Origin of the sequence: Variovorax paradoxus EPS (genome assembly GCF_000184745.1) — a bacterium.
Lineage (GTDB): Bacteria > Pseudomonadota > Gammaproteobacteria > Burkholderiales > Burkholderiaceae_C > Variovorax > Variovorax paradoxus_C.
The window spans coordinates 5,881,847-5,905,364 of the sequence record NC_014931.1; the positions used below are offsets into that span (position 1 = coordinate 5,881,847).

The 23,518-nt window shown below is 61.8% G+C and carries 15 protein-coding genes, 2 tRNA genes and 3 rRNA genes; 11 read left to right on the forward strand and 9 right to left on the reverse strand.

The window, feature by feature from the left end; all coding sequences use genetic code 11:
* Positions 1-46 precede the first annotated feature (46 nt).
* From VARPA_RS27005 to VARPA_RS27020, 4 genes are read left to right on the forward strand one after another with little or no spacing between them, the layout of a single operon-like run.
* Positions 47-1,033 carry an ABC transporter substrate-binding protein gene (locus VARPA_RS27005; RefSeq protein ID WP_013543772.1) on the forward strand — a complete coding sequence of 329 codons (987 nt, stop codon included), beginning with the start codon at positions 47-49 and terminating at the stop codon, positions 1,031-1,033.
* Positions 1,034-1,046: 13 nt separating this feature from the next.
* Complete coding sequence (locus tag VARPA_RS27010) at positions 1,047-1,877, forward strand: ABC transporter ATP-binding protein (protein WP_013543773.1); 831 nt, start codon at positions 1,047-1,049, stop codon at positions 1,875-1,877.
* Positions 1,874-2,680 carry an ABC transporter permease gene (locus VARPA_RS27015; RefSeq protein ID WP_013543774.1) on the forward strand — a complete coding sequence of 269 codons (807 nt, stop codon included), beginning with the start codon at positions 1,874-1,876 and terminating at the stop codon, positions 2,678-2,680. The genes VARPA_RS27010 and VARPA_RS27015 overlap by 4 nt, the downstream gene beginning before the upstream one ends.
* A gap of 26 nt (positions 2,681-2,706) precedes the next feature.
* The gene (locus VARPA_RS27020) at positions 2,707-4,071 is read left to right on the forward strand and encodes an FAD-binding oxidoreductase (protein ID WP_013543775.1); all 1,365 of its coding nucleotides are present in this window, start codon (positions 2,707-2,709) and stop codon (positions 4,069-4,071) included.
* 7 nt (positions 4,072-4,078) lie between these two features.
* Here VARPA_RS27020 and lnt read toward each other — a convergent pair whose 3' ends face one another.
* The 4 genes from lnt to VARPA_RS27040 all read right to left on the reverse strand — a co-directional run bounded on the left by lnt (position 4,079) and on the right by VARPA_RS27040 (position 7,940).
* Positions 4,079-5,650 carry an apolipoprotein N-acyltransferase gene (gene lnt, locus VARPA_RS27025; RefSeq protein ID WP_013543776.1) on the reverse strand — a complete coding sequence of 524 codons (1,572 nt, stop codon included), beginning with the start codon at positions 5,648-5,650 and terminating at the stop codon, positions 4,079-4,081.
* Positions 5,650-6,528: an HlyC/CorC family transporter gene (locus tag VARPA_RS27030; RefSeq protein ID WP_013543777.1), complete on the reverse strand. Its 879-nt coding sequence runs from the start codon at positions 6,526-6,528 to the stop codon at positions 5,650-5,652. Before VARPA_RS27030 ends, lnt begins: the two co-directional genes overlap by 1 nt.
* Positions 6,529-6,628: 100 nt before the next feature.
* Positions 6,629-7,357 carry a GNAT family N-acetyltransferase gene (locus VARPA_RS27035; protein WP_013543778.1) on the reverse strand — a complete coding sequence of 243 codons (729 nt, stop codon included), beginning with the start codon at positions 7,355-7,357 and terminating at the stop codon, positions 6,629-6,631.
* A gap of 109 nt (positions 7,358-7,466) precedes the next feature.
* Positions 7,467-7,940, reverse strand: a complete 474-nt coding sequence (locus VARPA_RS27040; protein WP_013543779.1) for an Lrp/AsnC family transcriptional regulator — start codon at positions 7,938-7,940, stop codon at positions 7,467-7,469.
* 151 nt (positions 7,941-8,091) lie between these two features.
* Here VARPA_RS27040 and hppD point away from each other — a divergent pair, with 151 nt between their 5' ends.
* The 5 genes from hppD (at position 8,092) to VARPA_RS27065 (ending at position 13,687) form a co-directional block, all read left to right on the forward strand.
* Positions 8,092-9,219, forward strand: a complete 1,128-nt coding sequence (gene hppD, locus VARPA_RS27045; RefSeq protein WP_013543780.1) for a 4-hydroxyphenylpyruvate dioxygenase — start codon at positions 8,092-8,094, stop codon at positions 9,217-9,219.
* A gap of 36 nt (positions 9,220-9,255) precedes the next feature.
* Complete coding sequence (locus tag VARPA_RS27050; protein ID WP_013543781.1) at positions 9,256-10,059, forward strand: transporter substrate-binding domain-containing protein; 804 nt, start codon at positions 9,256-9,258, stop codon at positions 10,057-10,059.
* Positions 10,060-10,083: 24 nt separating this feature from the next.
* Positions 10,084-10,962 (forward strand): phenylalanine 4-monooxygenase, encoded by an 879-nt coding sequence (gene phhA, locus VARPA_RS27055; RefSeq protein ID WP_013543782.1) that lies wholly within the window; start codon positions 10,084-10,086, stop codon positions 10,960-10,962.
* A gap of 100 nt (positions 10,963-11,062) precedes the next feature.
* A complete protein-coding gene (locus tag VARPA_RS27060; protein WP_013543783.1) occupies positions 11,063-12,754 on the forward strand; it encodes an AMP-binding protein in 1,692 nt (563 codons plus the stop codon).
* On the forward strand, positions 12,755-13,687 hold the full coding sequence (locus VARPA_RS27065) for an MBL fold metallo-hydrolase (RefSeq protein WP_013543784.1): 933 nt from the start codon (positions 12,755-12,757) through the stop codon (positions 13,685-13,687). It abuts the gene before it with no gap.
* A 176-nt stretch (positions 13,688-13,863) separates the two neighbouring features.
* On the opposite strand, the gene rrf is transcribed toward VARPA_RS27065, so the two are convergent.
* The 5 genes from rrf to VARPA_RS27090 all read right to left on the reverse strand — a co-directional run bounded on the left by rrf (position 13,864) and on the right by VARPA_RS27090 (position 19,115).
* Positions 13,864-13,976: ribosomal RNA gene (gene rrf / locus VARPA_RS27070) — 5S ribosomal RNA — on the reverse strand.
* A gap of 144 nt (positions 13,977-14,120) precedes the next feature.
* A 23S ribosomal RNA gene (locus VARPA_RS27075) occupies positions 14,121-16,994 on the reverse strand.
* A 325-nt stretch (positions 16,995-17,319) separates the two neighbouring features.
* Positions 17,320-17,395, reverse strand: a tRNA-Ala gene (locus VARPA_RS27080).
* 29 nt (positions 17,396-17,424) lie between these two features.
* A tRNA-Ile gene (locus VARPA_RS27085) sits at positions 17,425-17,501 on the reverse strand.
* A gap of 79 nt (positions 17,502-17,580) precedes the next feature.
* Positions 17,581-19,115 (reverse strand): 16S ribosomal RNA (locus VARPA_RS27090).
* Together the 16S, 23S and 5S rRNA genes with 2 tRNA genes alongside form the textbook arrangement of a ribosomal RNA operon.
* A gap of 595 nt (positions 19,116-19,710) precedes the next feature.
* On the opposite strand from VARPA_RS27090, the gene VARPA_RS27095 reads away from it, so the two are divergent.
* On the forward strand, positions 19,711-21,609 hold the full coding sequence (locus VARPA_RS27095; RefSeq protein ID WP_013543785.1) for an ATP-binding cassette domain-containing protein: 1,899 nt from the start codon (positions 19,711-19,713) through the stop codon (positions 21,607-21,609).
* A gap of 106 nt (positions 21,610-21,715) precedes the next feature.
* The gene (locus VARPA_RS27100; RefSeq protein WP_013543786.1) at positions 21,716-23,515 is read left to right on the forward strand and encodes a phospholipase D family protein; all 1,800 of its coding nucleotides are present in this window, start codon (positions 21,716-21,718) and stop codon (positions 23,513-23,515) included.
* Positions 23,516-23,518 lie beyond the last annotated feature (3 nt).

Below are 23,518 nucleotides of genomic sequence, written 5' to 3' on the forward strand. Positions count from 1 at the left end.
GCATCGGCTTCATTCTTTTTCATCCAGCCTTCGAGAGGTCCCCACCATGCGTTCCTTCGCTCTTTCCCTGGCCGGCGCCGCCGCGCTGTCGCTGTTCGCCGCGGTCGCACCCGCACATGCACAAGACAAGTTCACCTACATGACCAACTGGTACGCGCAGGCCGAGCACGGCGGCTTCTACCAGGCACTGGCGCAGGGCATCTACAAGAAGTACGGCCTGGACGTGACCATCAAGATGGGCGGCCCGCAGGTCAACATCACGCAGATGATGGCGGCCGGCCAGGCCGACTGCATCATGGGTTCGAGCGACATCCAGATGATGCAGGTGCGCGAAGGCGGCGTGCCGGTCGTCAACGTCGCGGCCTTCTTCCAGAAGGACCCGCAGGTGCTGATCGCGCACGACGACGTGAAGAAGTTCGAGGACCTGAAAGGCAAGACGCTCCTGATCGGCGCGCAGGCCAATCGCGGCTACTGGCCGTGGCTCAAGGCCAAGTTCGGCCTCGTCGACGAACAGACGCGCCCCTACACCTTCAACATCCAGCCCTTCGTGGCGGACAAGAACACCGCGCAGCAGGGCTACCTGACGTCGGAGCCCTACGCCATCCAGAAGGCCGGCGTGAAGAGCACCGTGCTGATGTTCAGCGACCACGGCTTCCCCGCGTACGCGACCACGGTGTCGTGCATGGAGAAGACGGTGAAGGACCGCAGCAAGCAGGTGGCTGCTTTCGTGAAGGCCTCGGCCGAGGGCTGGAAGAGCTACCTCGCCGACCCGGCGCCCGCCAATGCGCTCATCAAGAACGACAACCCCAACATGACCGACGACCAGCTGGCCTACAGCGTGGCCAAGCTCAAGGAGATGGGCATGGTCACCGGCGGCGACGCGGCCAAGCTGGGCATCGGCGTGATGACGGATGCGCGCTCGAAGGCGAGCTACGACTTTCTCGTGAGCGCGAAGCTGCTCGACCCGGCGAAGGTCGAACTGGCGAAGACCTACACGACGGAATTCGTGAAAGACGCCAAGGTCCTGCCCTGAATTTCGCCGCGCCATGAACCGCATCGAACCCCACACCCTCGCGCCACCGGTGGCGCCCGCCGTGCCCGCGGTGGAAGTGCTCTCGGCCGAGAAGACCTACCCCAACGGCACGCAGGCGCTGCTGCCGGTGGACCTGTCGATCGCCGAGGGCGAGTTCGTCACGCTGCTCGGCCCCTCGGGCTGCGGCAAGAGCACGCTGCTGAAGATGGTGGCGGGCATGCTGGAGCCGAGCGACGGGCGCCTCCTGGTGTGGCGCAAGCCCGTGAGCCAGTTGCACGACAGTGCGCGACGCATGTCGTTCGTGTTCCAGTCGCCCACGCTGATGCCGTGGGCGAGTGTGCAGACCAATGTGCGGCTGCCGCTGGATCTGGCCGGCGTGCCACGCAAGGAGGCCGATGCGCGGGTGATGGAATCGCTCGCGCTTGTGGGTCTCGAGAAATTCGCCGGCGCGCTGCCGCGCGCGCTGTCGGGTGGCATGCAGATGCGCGTGTCGATCGCGCGCGGGCTGGTCACGCAGCCCGACCTGCTCCTGATGGACGAGCCCTTCGGCGCGCTCGACGAGATCACGCGCCACAAGCTCGACGCCGACCTGCTGGAGCTCTGGCGCAAGAAGAAGCTCACGGTGATCTTCGTGACGCACTCGATCCACGAGGCGGTGTTCCTGTCGAGCCGCGTGGTGATGATGGCGGCGCGGCCGGGCCGCGTGGTGGAGCAGTTCCAGATCGACGAGCCCTATCCGCGCAGCGCCGACTTCATGGTGACGCCCGAATTCGCGAAATATGCAAAGCGCCTGCAGGACAGCCTGCTGCGCGCAAGCAATGCCGACGAGGAGCACGCGCGATGAAACAGCGCACTCCCCTCTTGAACCAACCGCGCGTGCAGCGCGTGCTGTACCCGGTGCTGATCGGCGTCGTGCTGGTCGCGCTGTGGCAGTGGATGGTGGTGGCGATGGAACTGCCGTCCTACCTCGTGCCCTCGCCGTATCTCATGATGCAGACGCTGGTGACCGACTGGGCGCCGCTGGGCAATGCGCTGTTGGTCACGCTCAAGATCACCGTGCTGTCGTTCGCGCTCGCGACGGTGGCAGGCGTGCTGATCTCGTTCCTCTTCGTGCAGAGCAAGCGCATCGAGACCGCGCTCTTTCCGTATGCGGTGCTCTTGCAGGTGACGCCCATCGTCGCGGTGGCGCCGCTGATCATCATCTGGGTGAAGAACCCGGTTGCGGCGATGACAGTGTGCGCGGCGCTGGTGGCGCTGTTCCCGATCATCAGCAACACGACGCTGGGGCTGCGCAGCATCGACCCCGACCTGCAGAGCTACTTCAAGCTGAACCGCGCGACGCGCTGGCAGCAATTGGTGCGCCTGCGCATCCCGAGCGCGCTGCCTTACTTCTTCGGCGGGCTTCGCATTTCGAGCGGTCTAGCGTTGATCGGCGCGGTCGTGGCGGAGTTCGTGGCCGGGACCGGCGGCTCGGGCGCGGGGCTGGCGTACCAGATCCTGCAGGCGGGCTTCCAGCTCAACATTCCGCGCATGTTCGCGGCCCTGTTGCTGATCTCGCTGACCGGCGTGGCGCTCTTCGTGCTGATGGCCTGGCTCACCAAGGTGGCGCTGGGCTCGTGGCATGCGAGCGAACTTTCCCAAGATTGAAATTGCTGACATCGACGACGACGACCATGAACGCTCCCGCCTCCTCCATCGAGCAGTTGCTGCTCGAACTGCCCGACCTCGACTGGATCACCGACGAAGGGCGCGTCACGCGGCTCTCGCAGGATTTCTCGTGGTTCAGCCCCGTGCTGAACCGCCAACTGAAAGACAAGCGCGCCGATGTGGTCGTGCGGCCGCGCAGCGAGGACGAGATTCGCGCCGTGGTGGGTGCGTGCGCGCGCCGCGGTGTGCCGATCGTCATTCGCGGCAGCGGTACCGGCAACTACGGGCAGACCACACCGCTCGCGGGTGGCGTGGTGCTCGACATGACGGGCTACAACGCCTGCCTCTGGGTGCAGCCCGGCGTGGCGCGCGCGCAGGCCGGCATACGGCTCGGCGAGTTGGAAAAACAGACGAAGCCCTCGGGACAGGAGATGCGCTGCGTGCCGTCCACCTACCGCAGCGCGACGCTCGGCGGACTTTTCGGCGGCGGCTTCGGCGGCGTGGGCTCGATCAACTACGGGCCGCTGGGCTCGCCGGGCAACGTGCTCGGCATCCGAGCGATGACGATCGAAGCGGAGCCGCAGGTGGTCGAGTTGCGCGGCGCCGAGGCGATGCGCATGCACCATCTGTGGGGCACCAACGGTCTTGTGCTGGAACTGGAGATTGCGCTGGCGCCCGCGCATCCGTGGCTGGAGACGCTGGTGACTTTCGACAGCTTCGAGAACGCGCTGCACTTCGCCGACAAGCTCGCGAACGGGCCGGGGATCGTGAAGCGGGAGATCGCGTTCTTCGCAGCGCCGATCTCCGATCACCTGGCGCAACTCTCGGCGCACCTACCCAAGGGCTGCCACACGGTGCTGTCGCTCGTCGCCGAATCGTGCGAACCGGCGCTGCTGCAACTGGCAGAAGCGCATGGCGGCACCGTGAGCTACCGCAAGACCGCGGCCGAGGTGCAGAAGAGCAACCGCACGCTGATGGAGTTCACCTGGAACCACACGACGCTGCATGCGCTCAAGGTCGACCCGACACTGACCTATCTGCAGAGCGGGTTCGTTCCCGGCAAGCATGTCGAACAGATCATCGAGATGGAACAGCTGCTGGGCGGCGAGGTGATGATGCACATCGAGTTCATCCGCAACGTGGCCGGGCTCATGACGTGCAGCGGACTTCAGCTGGTGCGCTTCAGCACCGAGGAGCGGCTCGCGGAAATCATCGACATCCATCGCGCGCACAACGTGCACATCAACAATCCGCACGTGAACATCGTGGAAGACGGCAAGGCCGGTGGGCCGCTGCCGGCCGAAGTGATCGCGGTGAAGAAGCGCTTCGATCCGATGGGCTTGTTGAACCCGGGCAAGCTGCGCGACTGGCCGGTGCAGCCAGCGGCCTGAAGCGGATTCAGCGCTGGCGGCGGCCCAGTGCGAAGGCGATGCCGACGATGGCGAGCATTGCGATCCACAGCGGCCACAAGCCGAATGGCGCCACCCAGCGCGCATAGGGCGTGAGCCCGGTGCGGCCTTCGACCGATGCTTCGAGCACGCCGCGCGTGAGGCGCGGCAGCTGGTGCGTCACGCGGCCTTCGGCGTCGATGACGACGGTGGCGCCGGTGTTCGTGGCGCGGACCATCGGCCGCGCGAATTCGAGCGAGCGCATGCGCGAGATGGACAGGTGCTCGTCGATAGCGACCGAATCGCCGAACCACGCGATGTTGCTCACGTTGAGCAGGATGGTCGGCGCGGTCGCCTCGTCGCGGAAATTCGCGCCGATCTCGTCGCCGAACAAATCTTCGTAGCAGATGTTCGGCGCGATGCGCTGGCCCTGCCAGACGAATGGCGCCTGTGCGAGGCCGCCGCGCTGGAAGTCGCCGAGCGGGATGTTCATCATCTGGATGAACCAGCGAAACCCCGGGGGAATGAATTCCCCGAAGGGCACGAGGTGATGCTTGCTGTACTGGTACGGCTGCACGGCGCCGGGCTGGAAGCCGAGCACCGCGTTGCTGTAGCCGGCGCGGCCGCCCAGCGGCAGGCCGACGATCGCCGCTTGCGTGCCGTTGCTGTAGCGCGCCTGGATCGCTTCGAGGTAACCGGCCGGCAACTGCTGCGGCAGCAGGGGCACGGCAGTTTCGGGGGTGACGACCAGCGAGGCCTTGGCGTCGCGCAATTGTTCGCCGTACCAGCGCAGGGCGGTTTCGATGCCGCCGCCGGGGATGAATTTCTCGTCCTGCGGGATGTTGCCTTGCAGGAGGGCGACCTGGAGGTTGCCGGTGCTGGCACCGCGCAATGACGGTGCGATGTGCGGGAATACGAACACGAGCGCGACGAGCACGAGTCCCGCGACGACGTCGGGCTTGCGAGCCAGCGTCCCCAGCACGAGGAGCGCCGTTGCGAGCGCCGCGACGGCGCCGATGCCGTAGACGCCGATCCACGGCGCCCACGCGGCGAGCGGACCTTCCACGTGCGCATAGCCGCCAGCGCCCCACGGAAAGCCCGTGAACCAGCTGCCGCGCACGAGCTCAGCGAGCGTCCAGAGCGCGGCGAAGACCAGCGCGCCAGTCACGCGCCCTTTAGGCCCGCGCACCACGAACCATGCGGCAGCCACGGCGTAATAGAGCCCCAGTGCGGCAGCGAGTGCCAGCACGGCGATGGCCGCCAACGGCGCCGGCAACCCGCCGTAGGTATGCATCGAAATGAAGAGCCACCAGAAGCTGCCGGTGAGCCAAGTCGTCGAGAAGAGCCAGGCGTGAAGCCCGGCGCGGCGCCAGCCGGCGCCCTCGGCGCGCAGGCTGCCAAGCAGCCAGACCAGCGCGCCCATCGAAAGAAGCTGCAGCCACCACAGCGGCTTTCCGCCGAGCGGCCAGGCGATCGACAGCGCCTGCGCGAGGCCAGCCAACCCGAACCCGAACAGCCGAAGCCAGGCCATCACGGGAGAAGCAGGCGAGATGCGCGCCGTCGCCGCCGCGGGCAACGGCATCAGTCGGCCGCGTCGCCGCCGCGCGCCGGCGACACCTTGAACCAGCGCACCGCGCCGCCCTTGGTGTGCAGCACCACGAAGTCGAAGCCGCCCATCGCATGGTGCTCGCCGCGCTTGGGCACATGGCCCATCTCGTGCGCGATGAGGCCGCCGATGGTGTCGAAGTCTTCGCTCAGCTGCTCTTCGTCGAAGGTGATGCCGAAGGCCTCGGCCACGCGCTCGATGGGCGTGTCGCCCGAGACGCGGTAGGTGTGGTCGGCAAGGCCGAAGATGTCGCCCTCGTCCTCGGCGATGTCGAATTCGTCCTCGATCTCGCCGACGATCTGCTCGAGCACGTCCTCGATGGTGATGAGGCCCGCCACACGGCCGAACTCGTCGATGACGATGGCCAGGTGGTTGCGGTTGCCGCGGAACTCGCGCAAGAGGTCGTTCAGGCCCTTGCTCTCGGGCACGAAGGTGGCCGGGCGCAGCAACGCGCGGATGTTCAGGCCCGGCGCGCGCTGCAGCTTGAGCAGGTCCTTCGCGAGCAGGATGCCGATGATGTTTTCTTTTTCGCCCTCGTACACCGGAAAGCGCGAGTGCGCGGTGTCGATGATGAGGTGCAGGAGCGCATCGAAGGGCGCATCGATGTTCACCAGGTCCATGCGCGGCGCGGCAACCATGACGTCGCCGGCGGTCATGTCGGCCATGCGCAGCACGCCTTCGAGCATCACGCGCGACTCGGCGCCGATCACCTCGTTGTCCTCGGCATCGGCCAGGGTTTCGATCAGCTCGTCGCGCGAGTCGGGACCGGGGTGGATGAATTCGGCAAGCTTCTGGAGGAAGCCGCGCTTGTCTTCCCGTTCTACGGGTGCGCGTTCAGGGTGAGGTTCGGCCACTGCGGGAGGGCGTAGTTGGGGAGGGGCAAGGATAACGGATTGCGTGTGACACGCTCTACCGTGCAGCCGGCATAGGCCGTTTCGAGGCCTTCCGGGCGGATCAGGGTGCGGATTTGCTGCGCGCGTCGCGCATGCCGCTGCGCACTTCCTGCAGGCTCGCGAGAAAAGCCCAGAACTGCTTGGCGCGGCTCTTGAGGGCGAAGTCGACCGCGGCGTAGTGCTCCAGCGAGATCTGGCTCATGCGGCTGTCGAACGTGGCCTCCGGCAGTTGCAGATGCGCTTCGGCTTCGGAGCCGCTGCGCACCACGGTCGCGCCGGCGTTGCGGGCGATCTTGAGCATGGCGGCGTTTTCGCTCAGCGCATGGATGAAGAGCATGCCCACGCCTTCGTTGCGGGCCACGACCACTGCCCGCTCGAAGAGGCGCGCACCGTAGCCGCGGCCGCGGGCATGCGCGGAGACCGAAACGCCGAATTCAGCGCAGTCGCTGTGCTGGTCGCCGGGCGCGAACGCCAGGTGCGACATCGCGATCAGTTCGAGGCGGCGGTTGTAGATGCCGAACAGCTCGTCGCGCTCGAAATCGAGGCTGTCGACGTAGCGCTGGACCTGCTCGTCGGCCGCGGCGTAACCGAAGCGCAGGTACCGGTCGTGGGGGGTGAGCGCCAGCAGGTGCTGCGCGATGCGCTCCCGTTCGCGCGGGCCGATCGAGCGGATCGGCACCATGACGGGCTGGGGCGAGGAGACAGCGCGTGGCTGGGTCTCAACCATCGGCGCCTTCAGGAAAGAGCCGAGGCCTAGAGACGCTTTGAGGAGGGTCTTGGCGGTAAGCATGGCTCGAATGTAAGGGTTTTCCCTTAATCAACAAGCCACCGAGGGCACTTCCAAGACACATTCGTGACCCATTACCAGAACGCGTGGCGCCCGAGCAACCACTTCGAGGTCAAACGGGGACGGCTGTTGTGGCTTTGACACGGTCCAGCACGAAGCTGGTCTTGCAGTCTTCCACGCTCGGGTGCTTGAGCAGGGTGTCCATGATGAAGCGGCTGTAGTGCGCCATGTCGGCCACCACGACGCGCAACAGGTAGTCCATGTCACCCGTGAGCGCGGCGCATTCGACCACCTCGGGCCAGGTCTGGACGCTGGCGCGGAACAGATCCATTGGGTTGCGCTTGTGGGTCTCGGTGTGCTTTTCAAGCCGCACGTTGAGGTAGGCCGTGAGGCCCAGGCCGATCACCTCGGGGCGCACGAGGGCGACGTAGCGGTCGATCACCTTGCTTTCTTCCAGGCGCTTGACCCGCCGCAACACGGCGCTGGGCGACAGGCTGACCTGCTCGGCGAGCTGGTCGTAGGTGGCGCGCCCATCTGCTTGCAGCGTGCGCAGAATGAGCCGATCAATCTTGTCGAGTGCTTCCATCAGTCCATTTTTGCAGTTTTACTGCGCATCCGCCACCCAACGCGCCCAACAACGCTGAAAACTTGAGCGGCATCCAACCTACATTGCAGCACTGGCGTTTTTCGCCTATCTCTTACCTATCGATCGATTCCCCACTTTCTGGAGACCGCACATGAGCCAAGCCGACGCACCCGCCTTCACGCCCTGGGAGAACCCCATGGGCACCGACGGCTTCGAATTCATCGAATACGCGGCACCGGACCCGGTTGCCATGGGCAAGGTGTTCGAGCGCATGGGCTTCACGGCCATTGCCAAGCACCGCCACAAGAACGTGCTGCTGTACCGCCAGGGCGATATCAACTTCATCCTGAATGCCGAACCCGATTCGTTCGCGCAGCGCTTCGCCCGCGAGCACGGCCCGAGCGTGTGCGCCATCGCCTTCCGCGTGCAGGACGCCAAGCAGGCCTACGAGCGCGCCACCTCGCTGGGCGCCTGGGGCTTTGCCGACAAGGCCGGCCCGGGCGAACTGAACATCCCCGCCATCAAGGGCGTGGGCGACAGCCTGATCTACCTGGTGGACCGCTGGCCCGGCAAGAACGGCGCGAAGCCGGGCGACATCGGCAACATCGGCTTCTACGACGTCGACTTCGAACCGTTGCCGGGCGTGTCCTCGCAGGACGGCCTGGCCACCAAGGGCAATGGCCTCACCTACGTCGACCACCTGACGCACAACGTGTACCGCGGCCGCATGGACGTGTGGGCCAACTTCTACGAAAAGCTCTTCAACTTCCGCGAAGTGAAGTACTTCGATATCGAGGGCCAGGTGACGGGCGTGAAGAGCAAGGCCATGACCAGCCCCTGCGGCAAGATCCGCATCCCGATCAACGAAGAGGGCAAGGAGCAGGCCGGCCAGATCCAGGAGTACCTGGACATGTACAAGGGCGAGGGCATCCAGCACATCGCGATGGGCTCGGACGACCTGTACGCCACCGTCGATGCGATGCGCGCCAAGGGCGTCGTGCTGCTCGACACCATCGACACGTACTACGAACTGGTCGACAAGCGCATTCCCGAGCACGGCGAGAGCGTGGCCGAGCTGAAGAAGCGAAAGATCCTGATCGACGGCAAGAAGGACGCGCTGCTGCTGCAGATCTTCAGCGAGAACCAGTTGGGCCCGATCTTCTTCGAGTTCATCCAGCGCAAGGGCGACGACGGTTTCGGCAACGGCAACTTCAAGGCGCTGTTCGAGAGCATCGAGCTCGACCAGATGCGCCGCGGCGTGCTGAGCGCCGCAAAATAAGGGCCCTTTCAACCGCCTTATGGCCCAGGAGCCCGTATGCGCAACAGCACGTCTTCGATCGGTTTGACTTTCATCGCGGCGGCTGCCGCCGTTCTCTCGGGTTGCGCGATGGCGCCGGCGGCAACGCCTGCGGCAACCTCGCACCTGGACGCGGTGCAGAAAGCCGCGGTGCTGCGCATCTGCACCCCGGGCGACTACAAGCCCTTCAGCTTCCAGAAGACCGATGCCTCGTTCGAAGGCATCGACGTCGACCTGATGACCGGCTTCAGCGCGAGCCTCGGCGCCAAGCCCGAGTGGGTCAAGACCACCTGGGCCAACCTGCTGCCCGACCTGGCCGCCGGCAAGTGCGACATCGCGGTGGGCGGCGTGTCGGTCACCACCGACCGGCAAAAGCGCGCCTTCTTCAGCACGCCCTACATGGTCAACGGCAAGACGCCGATCGCACGCTGCGCCGACGTGGCCAAGTACCAGAGCGTGGCGGCGATCGACCAGCCTTCGACGCGGGTCATCTTCAATCCGGGCGGCAGCAACGAACGCTTCGCCCGCGCCAATTTCAAACAGGCCAGGCTCACGCTGCACGGCGAGAACGTGACGATCTTCGACGAGATCCTCGCCAACCGCGCCGACGTGTTCGTGACCGAAGCGGCCGAGGCCATCACGCAGCAGAAGCTCAAACCGGGCCTGTGCGCGGTGAACCCCGACAAGCCGCTGCAGTACGGCGAAATGGCCTGGATGCTGCCGCGCGACGACGTGGCCTTCAAGTCGTACGTCGACCAGTGGCTGCACCTGCAGCAGGCCGGCGGCGACTTCCAGCGCACGATGGACCGCTGGCTCAAATAACCCGAGAGAGAAACAAGATTCCCCATGGATTCCCCTGCCGCCGCCGTCATTCCCGCCGTCTATGGCGCATCCGATCGTCCGCCGCGCGGCGACTACTCGCGCGGCGGCTCGGTGCAAGCCGACTACACCTGTCCGCAGGACTGGGCCAGCTACACGGCGGCCGACCACGACACCTACCGGCGGCTCTACGAGCGGCAGGCCGCGCAGTTGCCGGGCCTGGCCTGCGATGCGTTCATCAACGCGTTGCCATCGCTGGGCGTGAAAGACCGCATCCCGCACTTCGATGAAATCAACGAGCGGCTGCACAAGGCCACGGGCTGGGAAATCGTCGCGGTGCCGGGGCTCATTCCGGAGCTGCCCTTCTTCACGCTGCTCGCGAACCGCAAGTTCCCGGTGACCGACTGGATCCGCAAGCCCGAGGAGTTCAACTACATCGTCGAGCCCGATGTGTTCCACGATCTCTTCGGCCACGTGCCGATGCTGTTCGACCCGACCTTCGCCGACTACGTGCAGCGCTATGGCGCGGGCGGCATCAAGGCGCACGAACTGGGCGCCGGCGAAAAGCTCTCGCGGCTGTACTGGTACACAGTGGAGTTCGGCCTGATTCGCCAGCCCGACGGCCTGCGCGCCTATGGCGCCGGCATCCTGAGCTCGGTGGGCGAGCTCAAGCACGCCGTGCTCAGCGACGAGCCGCGCCGGCTGCCGCTCGATCTGCTGCGCGCCATGCGCACGCGCTACAAGATCGACACCTACCAGAGCAACTACTTCGTGATCGAAGACTTCGCGCAGCTCTTCGATCTCACGGCGCCGGACTTCACGCCGATCTACGAAGCGCTCGCAGTCGAGGCCGACATCGAGCCTGGCGTGCTGCTGCCAGGAGAAACAGGCAAGGCCTTATCGTGATGGATCTATCGCCTGCGTGACATCGTTCGCAGGAACCTAGGACAAGCCCGCTGGTGGCTGGGAGCACCTCGCTCCCACAATCCGCGCCAAAGGAGCTTGCATGCAGACATCCGCGCGACAAAACTATCCAGCCGGCGTGCCCGAGGAAATCAACCCCGAGCAATACCGGTCCCTGCCCCACATGTTCGAGGAGGCGTTCGGTCGCTACAAGGACCGGCCGTTCTCGGTTTGCATGGAGCGCTGGATGACTTACGGCGAGCTCGACGTGCTGTCGAAGGCGCTGGGCGCCTGGCTGCAGTCGAAGGGGCTCGAGCCGGGTGCGCGCGTGGCGATCATGCTGCCCAACATTCCGCAGTTCGCAGTCACCATGTGCGGCATCCTGCGCGCGGGCTACACCTGCGTGAACGTGAATCCGCTCTACACGGCGCGCGAACTGGAGCATCAGCTCAAGGACTCCGGCGCGACGGCGATCGTGATTCTCGAGAACTTCGCATCGACGCTCGAGCAGGTGATCGAGCGCACGCCAGTCAAGCATGTGGTCATGACCTCGATGGGCGACCTGCTCGGTGGTCTGTACGGCGCGTGGATCACGATTGCCGTGCGCCACCTGGCCAAGATGGTGCCGCCGTACAAGCTGCCGCTGAGCGACGGACGCACGGTCACGCCGTTCACGCAGGCCATCTCCGAAGGGCGTGGTCGCACGCTGGCGGCCGACCAGAGCACGCTCGACTCCATCGCCTTCCTTCAGTACACCGGCGGCACGACCGGCCTGTCGAAGGGCGCGGTGCTGACGCATCGGAACATCGTCGCGGCGACGCTGCAGGCCGAGGCCTGGTTCACCCCGGCGCTGTCGCGCGCCGGTGACCTCGCGAAGGTCAACAGCATCGCGGCGCTGCCGCTGTATCACATCTTCGCGCTGACGCTGTGCCTGCTGGTGATCCGCCAAGGCTCGCACATGACGCTGATTCCGAACCCGCGCGACTTCGACAAGTTCATCGCGGTGCTGAAGAAGCGGCCATTCCACATGCTGCCGGCGGTGAACACGCTGTTTAACGCGCTCCTGATGCATCCGCAGTTCAAGACGATCGATTTCTCGACGCTTTTTGTCTCGCAGGCCGGTGGCATGGCCGCGTCGGAAGGCACGGCGCGCAAGTGGTTCGAGGCGACCGGCTGCCCGATGATCGAAGGCTGGGGCATGAGCGAGACCTGCGCGATCGGCACCAACAACCCGGTGTCGAACACCAAGTTCACCGGCACCATCGGCCTGCCGCTGCCGAGCATCGAGATCGCGATCAAGGACGACGAGGGCAACTCGGTGCCGGTCGGGCAGTCGGGCGAACTCTGCATCAAGGGCCCCAATGTGATGACGGGCTACTACAACCAGCCCGCCGAGACCGCAGCCGCGTTCACCGCAGATGGCTTCATGCGGACCGGTGATATCGCCGTGATGCAGGAAGATGGCTACAGCCGCATCGTCGACCGCAAGAAGGACATGATCCTGGTGAGCGGCTTCAACGTGTTCCCGAACGAGCTGGAGAACGTGATTTCGCTGTGCCCGGGTGTCGTCGAATGTGCGGCGGTGGGCGTGCCTGACGAGAAGCAGGGCGAGGCGATCAAGGTCTTCGTGGTGCGCAGGGACCCGAATCTGACCGAGGACGCGGTGCTGCAGTATTGCAACGGGCAGCTCACTGGGTACAAACGGCCGAAGCACATCGAGTTTCGCGACTCGCTGCCGAAAACCAATGTGGGGAAGATCCTGCGGCGCGAGCTTCGCACCAGTGCGGGCGCCTGAGTGAGCAACGCGGCGGCGGGCGCTGGCTTGCCGGCGAATGTCGTTGTGTTCGAGCGGGGGTGGCTGTCGTCTAACAACATCCTGTTTGTCGGGGAGGACGAGACCGCGCTGGTCGACACCGGCTATGCCACGCATGCCGAGCAGACGTTGGCGCTGGTCGAGTCGGCACTGGGCTCCCGGCCGCTGGACCGCGTGCTGAATACGCATTTGCATAGCGACCATTGCGGCGGGAACGCCGCGTTGCAGCTGCGCTATCCAGCGCTTCGAACGGATATTCCCCCAGGGGAAGCGGCGTTGGTGGAGCGGTGGGACGAGCGCGGCCTGAGCTTTCTTGCAACGGGGCAGACTTGCCCTCGTTTTCGGTTCACAGGTTTACTGCAACCCGGAACCGAATGCCGGCTTGGCGACCGCGAATGGGAAGTTCACAGCGCGCCTGGCCACGATCCCCATTCGATCATCCTGTTCGATCCAGTTTCGCGAACGCTGATTTCTGCCGACGCGTTATGGGAGAACGGGTTTGGCATCGCATTTCCTGAGCTGGCGGGGGAGCCGTCTTTCGGCGAAATCGCCGCGACCTTGGACCGCATCGAGAAATTGGCACCGTTGCAGGTGATTCCTGGTCATGGCCGTGTGTTCAATGACGTCGACAGCGCATTGGCGACTGCACGCCGACGTCTAAGCGGGCTGCGGCGTGACCCGGCGAAGCACGCTCGACATGCGATCAAGGTGCTGATGAAGTTCAAGTTGCTGGAAATGCAGCACATCGCTCTCGAGGACTGGTCGATGTGGTTGCGAAGTACGCCGTATCTGGAGGCGATTCGTCTTCGCTTCTTTGCGGGTGAAGAGTTGGATCAATTGACCGGAGATATCTTGGCCGAGTTGATTGCCGCAGGTGCGGCTGAGAGGGATGCTGTGGGGATTCGAAATACCTGAATCCGGTCGCCTTGGAATAGCAAAAGCCCGGTGGAGCAATCCACCGGGCTTTTTCTTGGCCGCTGGTTTAGTCAAATATCAATTGCTCATCGATTCGATTTGGCGCTGCAATTAAATTGGTCGTACAAAGCAAAAAACCCCAGTCATTGCTGACTGGGGTTTTCTGGGCTGTAAGAGCCTGACGATGACCTACTTTCACACGGGAACCCGCACTATCATCGGCGCTGAGTCGTTTCACTGTCCTGTTCGGGATGGGAAGGAGTGGTACCAACTCGCTATGGTCATCAGGCATAAAGGGTTGCTTACCTGATCACGTGATCAGATAAACGAATTCATAGAGTTTGGAATCAGCACGCAACTGTCTTGCGCTTGCTTGAATGTATTTTGAATGCGTCAACTTGGCATAACACCTTGATCTGATGATCAAAATTATAGGGTCAAGCCGCACGAGCAATTAGTATCAGTTAGCTTAACGCATTACTGCGCTTCCACACCTGACCTATCAACGTCCTGGTCTTGAACGACTCTTTAGGGGGCTCAAGGCCCCGGCAGATCTCATCTTGAAACGAGTTTCCCGCTTAGATGCTTTCAGCGGTTATCTCTTCCACACTTAGCTACTCGGCAATGCCACTGGCGTGACAACCGATACACCAGAGGTGTGTCCACTCCGGTCCTCTCGTACTAGGAGCAGGCTTCCTCAAATCTGCAGCGCCCACGGAAGATAGGGACCAAACTGTCTCACGACGTTTTAAACCCAGCTCACGTACCTCTTTAAATGGCGAACAGCCATACCCTTGGGACCGGCTACAGCCCCAGGATGAGATGAGCCGACATCGAGGTGCCAAACACCGCCGTCGATATGAACTCTTGGGCGGTATCAGCCTGTTATCCCCAGAGTACCTTTTATCCGTTGAGCGATGGCCCTTCCATACAGAACCACCGGATCACTATGTCCTGCTTTCGCATCTGCTCGACTTGTCAGTCTCGCAGTTAAGCACGCTTATGCCATTGCACTATCGTCACGATGTCCGACCGTAACTAGCGTACCTTCGAACTCCTCCGTTACGCTTTGGGAGGAGACCGCCCCAGTCAAACTGCCTACCATGCACTGTCCCCGATCCAGATAATGGACCTAGGTTAGAACCTCAAACACACCAGGGTGGTATTTCAACGTTGGCTCCACAAGATCTAGCGACCCTGCTTCAAAGCCTCCCACCTATCCTACACAGATCTGTTCAAAGTCCAATACAAAGCTACAGTAAAGGTTCATGGGGTCTTTCCGTCTTTCCGCGGGGAGATTGCATCATCACAAACATTTCAACTTCGCTGAGTCTCAGGAGGAGACAGTGTGGCCATCGTTACGCCATTCGTGCAGGTCGGAACTTACCCGACAAGGAATTTCGCTACCTTAGGACCGTTATAGTTACGGCCGCCGTTTACTGGGACTTCAATCAAGAGCTTGCACCCCATCATTTAATCTTCCAGCACCGGGCAGGCGTCACACCCTATACGTCCACTTTCGTGTTTGCAGAGTGCTGTGTTTTTAATAAACAGTCGCAGCCACCGATTTTTTGCAACCCATTCATGCTTCGTTGTTCACTACACACTAATAGGGCACACCTTCTTCCGAAGTTACGGTGTCAATTTGCCGAGTTCCTTCTCCTGAGTTCTCTCAAGCGCCTTAGAATACTCATCTCGCGCACCAGTGTCGGTTTGCGGTACGGTCGTATATAGCTGAAGCTTAGTGGCTTTTCCTGGAACCTCGTTCAGTCACTTCACGGACAAGTCCGCTCGATCGTTGGCCTCGGTATATGTGCACCGGATTTGCCTAATGCACGCCTACATCCAACTAAACCAGAATAATCCAATAACTGGATGACCTATTAAGATCCGTCCCCACATCGCACTATATAACGGTACAGGAATATTGACCTGTTTCCCATCAGCTACGCATCTCTGCCTCGCCTTAGGGGCCGACTCACTCTACGCCGATGAACGTTGCGTAGAAAACCTTGCGCTTACGGCGAGGGGGCTTTTCACCCCCTTTAACGCTACTCATGTCAGCATTCGCACTTCTGATACCTCCAGCACGCTTTACAACGCACCTTCACAGGCTTACAGAACGCTCTCCTACCACTTGCAATAAATTGCAAATCCGCAGCTTCGGTAACTGGCTTAGCCCCGTTACATCTTCCGCGCAGGACGACTCGATCAGTGAGCTATTACGCTTTCTTTAAATGATGGCTGCTTCTAAGCCAACATCCTGACTGTTTTAGCCTTCCCACTTCGTTTCCCACTTAGCCAATTTTAGGGACCTTAGCTGGCGGTCTGGGTTGTTTCCCTCTTGAGTCCGGACGTTAGCACCCGGTGCTCTGTCTCCCAAGCTGTACTCATCGGTATTCGGAGTTTGCCTTGGTTTGGTAAGTCGCCATGACCCCCTAGCCAAAACAGTGCTCTACCCCCGATGGTAATACTTGAGGCACTACCTAAATAGTTTTCGGAGAGAACCAGCTATTTCCAAGTTTGTTTAGCCTTTCACCCCTATCCACAGCTCATCCGCTAGTTTTGCAACACTAGTCGGTTCGGACCTCCAGTACCTGTTACGGCACCTTCATCCTGGCCATGGATAGATCACTTGGTTTCGGGTCTACACCCAGCGACTGATCGCCCTATTCGGACTCGATTTCTCTACGGCTTCCCTATTCGGTTAACCTTGCCACTGAATGTAAGTCGCTGACCCATTATACAAAAGGTACGCAGTCACCCCTTACGAGGCTCCTACTTTTTGTAAGCACGCGGTTTCAGGATCTATTTCACTCCCCTCCCGGGGTTCTTTTCGCCTTTCCCTCACGGTACTAGTTCACTATCGGTCAATGATGAGTATTTAGCCTTGGAGGATGGTCCCCCCATATTCAGACAGGATTTCTCGTGTCCCGCCCTACTTGTCGTTAGCTCAGTACCACACAGGTCATTTCACGTACGGGGCTATCACCCGCTATGGCCAGTCTTTCCAAACTGTTCCGTTATGTCTTGTGCTATCACTAACAGGCTCTTCCGATTTCGCTCGCCACTACTTTCGGAATCTCGGTTGATGTCTTTTCCTCGAGCTACTGAGATGTTTCAGTTCACCCGGTTCGCCTCGCATGACTATGTATTCATCATGCGATACCTTTCGGTGGGTTTCCCCATTCGGAAATCTCCGGATCAAAGCTAATTTGCCAGCTCCCCGAAGCTTATCGCAGGCTATCACGTCCTTCGTCGCCTATCATTGCCAAGGCATCCACCACGTGCTCTTATTCACTTGACCCTATAACTTTGACGTTTCTTGCGAAACTACAAAATCATTTCAAGGAATATGTCAGGTCTCTCACCTGACGCGTTATGCCGTTACATTCAAAATTCGATTTGACTCGAAATTGAAGTTTCTTTTGACGCAATCAAAAATTCTATGTTGCTGATGGCACGGTCTGCACTAAACCTTTACGAATGTGCAGTTTCCATCAGCAACGCTGATTCGACTCTATGAATTTTTAAAGAACAGCCGATTGATCAAGAGATCTCGATCAACAACAAAGAAGCCTCATGCTCACGCACAAAGCCGCTTTGGTGTTGAATTTTAAGTATCGATTTATTGGTGGAGGATGACGGGATCGAACCGACGACCCCCTGCTTGCAAAGCAGGTGCTCTCCCAGCTGAGCTAATCCCCCAAAACTCTCACACGAGAAATCAGAAGATTTGGTGGGTCTAGTTGGGCTCGAACCAACGACCCCCGCCTTATCAAGACGGTGCTCTAACCAGCTGAGCTACAGACCCAATCGAGAATCAATAAAGATTTCGACTTCTTCCAACAACCGATAAGTGTGGGCGTTTAAATTAAATTGCTTGTTTCCAGAAAGGAGGTGATCCAGCCGCACCTTCCGATACGGCTACCTTGTTACGACTTCACCCCAGTCACGAACCCTGCCGTGGTAATCGCCCTCCTTGCGGTTAAGCTAACTACTTCTGGCAGAACCCGCTCCCATGGTGTGACGGGCGGTGTGTACAAGACCCGGGAACGTATTCACCGTGACATTCTGATCCACGATTACTAGCGATTCCGACTTCACGCAGTCGAGTTGCAGACTGCGATCCGGACTACGACTGGTTTTATGGGATTAGCTCCCCCTCGCGGGTTGGCAACCCTTTGTACCAGCCATTGTATGACGTGTGTAGCCCCACCTATAAGGGCCATGAGGACTTGACGTCATCCCCACCTTCCTCCGGTTTGTCACCGGCAGTCTCATTAGAGTGCCCAACTGAATGTAGCAACTAATGACAAGGGTTGCGCTCGTTGCGGGACTTAACCCAACATCTCACGACACGAGCTGACGACAGCCATGCAGCACCTGTGTTACGGTTCTCTTTCGAGCACTAAGCCATCTCTGGCGAATTCCGTACATGTCAAAGGTGGGTAAGGTTTTTCGCGTTGCATCGAATTAAACCACATCATCCACCGCTTGTGCGGGTCCCCGTCAATTCCTTTGAGTTTCAACCTTGCGGCCGTACTCCCCAGGCGGTCAACTTCACGCGTTAGCTTCGTTACTGAGTCAGTGAAGACCCAACAACCAGTTGACATCGTTTAGGGCGTGGACTACCAGGGTATCTAATCCTGTTTGCTCCCCACGCTTTCGTGCATGAGCGTCAGTACAGGTCCAGGGGATTGCCTTCGCCATCGGTGTTCCTCCGCATATCTACGCATTTCACTGCTACACGCGGAATTCCATCCCCCTCTACCGTACTCTAGCTATGCAGTCACAGATGCAGTTCCCAGGTTGAGCCCGGGGATTTCACAACTGTCTTACATAACCGCCTGCGCACGCTTTACGCCCAGTAATTCCGATTAACGCTTGCACCCTACGTATTACCGCGGCTGCTGGCACGTAGTTAGCCGGTGCTTATTCTTACGGTACCGTCATTAGCCCTCTTTATTAGAAAAGGCCGTTTCGTTCCGTACAAAAGCAGTTTACAACCCGAAGGCCTTCATCCTGCACGCGGCATGGCTGGATCAGGCTTTCGCCCATTGTCCAAAATTCCCCACTGCTGCCTCCCGTAGGAGTCTGGGCCGTGTCTCAGTCCCAGTGTGGCTGGTCGTCCTCTCAGACCAGCTACAGATCGAAGGCTTGGTGAGCCTTTACCTCACCAACTACCTAATCTGCCATCGGCCGCTCCATTCGCGCAAGGTCTTGCGATCCCCTGCTTTCATCCGTAGATCGTATGCGGTATTAGCACAGCTTTCGCTGCGTTATCCCCCACGATTGGGCACGTTCCGATGTATTACTCACCCGTTCGCCACTCGCCGCCAGGATTGCTCCCGCGCTGCCGTTCGACTTGCATGTGTAAGGCATGCCGCCAGCGTTCAATCTGAGCCAGGATCAAACTCTATAGTTCGATCTTGATTTTTGCGCCTGACCTCGCGGTCAAGCAAAACTCATAAAAAAAGAATTAAAGTGAACTTCACTTCTATCTCATGAGCGTTTTTAAGTCTTGCGACTTGTTCCGAAGAACTTACGCAATTACCTTCAAACGCCCACGCTTATCGGCTGTAAATTTTTAACGATCACCGAAGCAACTCATCGTTTACTTCGTCTTGCTTTGCTGCGATCAGCGAAGCCTTGTAGTCTATCACGGTTTTTACAGAACCGTCAAACTTTTTTCGCTTTCAACATCTTCTTATTTGCACCCCGCAACCTTCGCTGCGAGACGCTGAAGCTGTTTCAGCGGAGCCTTCGATTATGCACTGTTTTTTGCAATCCAGTCAACTTCGAAGAATCTTTTTCTCAGCCAACCCTCAGCAACCACCCCTTCCAGGGCAACCACCGAACAACACATCAATGCGTTGTCAGCCGAGCCCACGAGTATATGCCAAATCCATGGCCTCGCAAGACCTCGCTCAACAAAATCGACATCAGGACCTCTTCGTCCCGGGGCGGCGCTTCGCGCCGCCCCGGGACGAAGAGGAGGCTCCTCCGATAATCCCTGCCACATGGCACTCATCACACTCCTCGACGCCCAACTCGCGTTCGGTCACGTCCCGCTGCTCGATCATGCGGACTTCTCTCTTCTTGAATCGGAGCGCATTGGCCTGATCGGCCGAAATGGCGCGGGCAAGTCCTCGCTGCTCAAGATACTGGGCGGCCTGGAGAAAACCGACGACGGCACCCTGCAACTGCAGCAGAACCTGCGCGTTGCCTACGTCGCCCAGGAGCCTGTGCTCGATATGGATGCGGACGTATTCACCGCAGCCAGCCAGGGCCTGGGAAGCGTGATCGCCGTACGCGATCTCTATCTGTCAGGCGCCGAAGGCCTCGACCTCGACGCCCTCCAGTCCCAGATCGAAGCCTATGACGCCTGGAACTGGGAGCAGCGCGTCGAAGAGACGCTGCACCGCCTCCACCTCGACCGGAACGCCCGCGTCGGCTCCCTCTCCGGAGGCACCCGCAAGCGCGTGGCGCTGGCCCAGGCCCTGGTGGCCGCACCCGATGTCCTTCTATTAGATGAGCCCACCAACCACCTGGACCTCGACTCCATCGAATGGCTCGAACAGTTGCTGATCGACTTCAAGGGCAGCGTCGTCACCGTCACCCATGACCGCAGCTTCCTGAACCGCGTCGCCACCCGCATCATCGAACTCGACCGCGGCAAGCTGGGCTCCTACCCCGGCAATTTCGAGCAGTACCTATTACAGAAGGAAGAGCAGCTCGCCCAGGAAGCCGTCATCAGCGCGAAGGCCGACAAGCTCCTTGCGCAAGAAGAAATCTGGATCCGCAAGGGCGTCGAAGCCCGCCGCACCCGCAGCCAGAGCCGCATCACCCGCCTGCAGGAACTCCGTGCGAGCCGCACCGCCCGCCGCGAGGTGCAGGGCAGCGTCAACATGGACGTCGCCTCCGGCCAGTCGAGCGGCAAGATCGTGGCCGAACTCACCGAGGCGACCAAGTCCTTCGGCGAGAAGACCGTCATCCGCAATTTCAGCGGCACCATCCTGCGCGGCGACAAGGTCGGGCTGCTCGGCCCGAACGGCGCGGGCAAGACCACGCTGCTCAAGCTCATCCTCGGGGAGCTCGAACCCGACAGCGGCAAGATCCGCCGCGGCACCAACCTGCAGGTCGCATACTTCGACCAGATGCGCGACAAGCTCGACCTCGACGCCACGCTGGAAGACTTCATCAGCCCCGGCAGCGAGTGGATCGAGATCGGCTCGCAGAAGAAGCACGTCAAGAGCTATCTCTCCGACTTCCTGTTCTCCCCCGCCCGCGCCAACTCCCCCGTGCGCTCGCTCAGCGGCGGCGAGCGCAACCGCCTGCTGCTGGCGCGCCTCTTCGCCCGCCCTGCCAACGTGCTGGTGCTCGACGAGCCGACCAACGACCTGGACATCGACACGCTGGAGCTGCTCGAGAACCTGCTGCAGGACTACGACGGCACCGTGTTCCTCGTGAGCCATGACCGCACCTTCCTCGACAACGTGGTCACCAGCACCATCGCCTTCGAAGGCGACGGCCGCTGGCGCGAGTACGAGGGCAGCGTGCAGGATTGGCTGATCCAGTCCAAGCGCGCGCGCGAAATCGCCGCGCAGCGGCTCGCTGCGGCACCGCCGCCGCCTGTCGCCGCACCCGCCCCGGCGGCCGAGACGGCCCCCAAGGCAGCGACCGCGCCCCGCAAGAAGCTCTCATATAAGGAGCAGCGCGAACTCGAAGCCTTGCCCGTGCAGATCGAAGCCCTCGAAACCGAGCAGAAGCGCATCACCGAGATGCTGGAGCTCGACGGCGGCGCCATCTACGCCTCCGACGCCTCGCGCGCGGTCGAGCTCAGCGAACGCCACGCCCAGATCGACGAAGAGCTGCTCGCCGCCCTCGAGCGCCAGGAAGAGCTGGGCGCCGCGCGTTAGGCGAATCAGGCGCCGAAGCCCTCCCGGTTCGCGTCCGCCCGTCCCACGCCGGGCGGACGCCGACTAGGCTATATATGCGGCTACCCAATCCTCCGGGAATCGCCGCATGCCTTCACCCTTCACGTTCTTCGGCCGATATGCCGTGCTCATCGCGGCGTTGCTGCTGGGCGCCTGCGCCCAATTGCCGAAAGACGTCGACCGCCCCGTCTCGACCGCGCTCGCCTCGCCGAACGACACCGCGCTCGGCGCGCTGGTCCGCCAGCGCCGCCAAGCCGACAAAGCCCGTTTCGAGTCGGGCTTCCTGCTGCTGGGCGGCCCGCCCGCCGCGTACGGCAGCCGGCTTGCGTTGATCGAAGGCGCGCAGAAGACGCTCGATCTGCAGTACTACGCCATCCACGCCGACGCCAGCACCGGCCGTCTCGTGCGCGGCCTGCGAGCGGCGGCCGAACGCGGCGTGCGCGTGCGCATCCTGCTCGACGATTTCCACAGCACCGGCCGCGACGCGCTGGTGCTCGGCCTGGCTTTCGTGCCCAACATCGAGATGCGCCTGTTCAACCCGCTTGCGGGCGCGCGCGATTCCACTTTCAGCCGGCTCTTCAATTCGATCGGCGATGCTTCGCGCATCCAGCAGCGGATGCACAACAAGCTGTTCCTGGCCGACAACGTGCTCGGCGTCACCGGCGGACGCAACCTCGGCGACGCCTATTTCGGCAATGCGACCACCGGCAACTTCGTCGATCTCGACGTACTCGCGGCCGGCCCGATCGTGCAGGACCTCTCGCGCAGCTTCGACAGCTACTGGAACAACGAGCGCGCCTACCCCGTGCAGTCGCTGGTCTCGCGCGAAGAGTTCCAGGAGATGCGCGACCGCGCGCGGAAGGCCGACAAGGAACTGAGCGACGAAGCCGCAGCGGCGAAGAAGGACGATCCCGGCGCGCCCGAAAGCAAACCCGGGCCCGACGCCCCGCCCACCGCCGCCCAACGCGCCCGCGTCTGGGACGAGAAACCGTTGGACCTGCGCACCGCCACCTTCGTCTGGGCGCCGGCCGTGATGCTCGCCGACCAGCCCGGCAAGATCCCGGCCGACACCGGCCCCGGCGCCACGCGCGACCCGGGCCTCGTGGTAGGCCAGTCCGCCGATGCGGCGCGCGTCCCCAGAGCCTCCCGAACTCCGAACGCGCCGCAGCCCTCATCGCCCTCTCGCCGTACCGCATCGCTCGAAGCCGCATCGGACGCGGCCGCCAGCGGCGACACCGTGGTCGAGGGCCTGCTGCAGCTGATCGGCCAGGCACGCTCCGAACTCCTCATCATCTCGCCCTACTTCGTGCCCGGCCAGGACATGAAGCAGGCCTTTGCCGCGGCGCGCGTCCGCGGCGTGAAGATCCGCGTGCTGACCAACTCGCTGGCGTCGAACGACGCGCCGGTGGCGCATGTCGGCTACGCGCGGCACCGGGAAGAGCTTCTCAAGATGGGCGTCGAACTCTACGAGCTGCGAAGCGAGCAGACCACCTTCGGCACCGTCTTCGGCTCGGGCTCCTCGGGCGGCGGCGCTGGCGGCAGCAGTGCCACAGGCGAGTCGCGCGCGATGCTGCACTCCAAGGTGCTGGTGATGGATGGCCGGCTCCTGGTCGTCGGCTCGATGAACCTGGACCTGCGCTCCCAACTGCAGAACACCGAGATCGCACTGCTGATCCGCAGCGACGAACTCTCGCGCGTGGCCGGCGAACAGATCGAGCGCGGCATGCGCGAGCGCTCCTGGCATGTCGCGCAGGTGAACGGCGCGTTGGTGTGGCACGCGCCCGAAGGCAGCGGCCTCGCCGACACGACCACCGAACCCGATGCCAGCGCCACGCTGCGCCTGATGCTCAGGCTCTTCGGTCCGCTAGCGCCCGACCAGTTGCTGTAGCCG

Bases quoted from the DNA above. Each gene is read 5' to 3' on its own strand.
- VARPA_RS27060 (WP_013543783.1), top strand. From the start codon at position 11,063: ATGCAGACATCCGCGCGACAAAACTATCCAGCCGGCGTGCCCGAGGAA.
- lnt (WP_013543776.1), bottom strand. From the start codon at position 5,650: ATGCCGTTGCCCGCGGCGGCGACGGCGCGCATCTCGCCTGCTTCTCCC.
- VARPA_RS27010 (WP_013543773.1), top strand. From the start codon at position 1,047: ATGAACCGCATCGAACCCCACACCCTCGCGCCACCGGTGGCGCCCGCC.
- hppD (WP_013543780.1), top strand. From the start codon at position 8,092: ATGAGCCAAGCCGACGCACCCGCCTTCACGCCCTGGGAGAACCCCATG.
- phhA (WP_013543782.1), top strand. From the start codon at position 10,084: ATGGATTCCCCTGCCGCCGCCGTCATTCCCGCCGTCTATGGCGCATCC.
- VARPA_RS27095 (WP_013543785.1), top strand. From the start codon at position 19,711: ATGGCACTCATCACACTCCTCGACGCCCAACTCGCGTTCGGTCACGTC.
- VARPA_RS27040 (WP_013543779.1), bottom strand. From the start codon at position 7,940: ATGGAAGCACTCGACAAGATTGATCGGCTCATTCTGCGCACGCTGCAA.
- VARPA_RS27015 (WP_013543774.1), top strand. From the start codon at position 1,874: ATGAAACAGCGCACTCCCCTCTTGAACCAACCGCGCGTGCAGCGCGTG.
- VARPA_RS27035 (WP_013543778.1), bottom strand. From the start codon at position 7,357: ATGCTTACCGCCAAGACCCTCCTCAAAGCGTCTCTAGGCCTCGGCTCT.
- VARPA_RS27050 (WP_013543781.1), top strand. From the start codon at position 9,256: ATGCGCAACAGCACGTCTTCGATCGGTTTGACTTTCATCGCGGCGGCT.
- VARPA_RS27020 (WP_013543775.1), top strand. From the start codon at position 2,707: ATGAACGCTCCCGCCTCCTCCATCGAGCAGTTGCTGCTCGAACTGCCC.
- VARPA_RS27005 (WP_013543772.1), top strand. From the start codon at position 47: ATGCGTTCCTTCGCTCTTTCCCTGGCCGGCGCCGCCGCGCTGTCGCTG.
- VARPA_RS27100 (WP_013543786.1), top strand. From the start codon at position 21,716: ATGCCTTCACCCTTCACGTTCTTCGGCCGATATGCCGTGCTCATCGCG.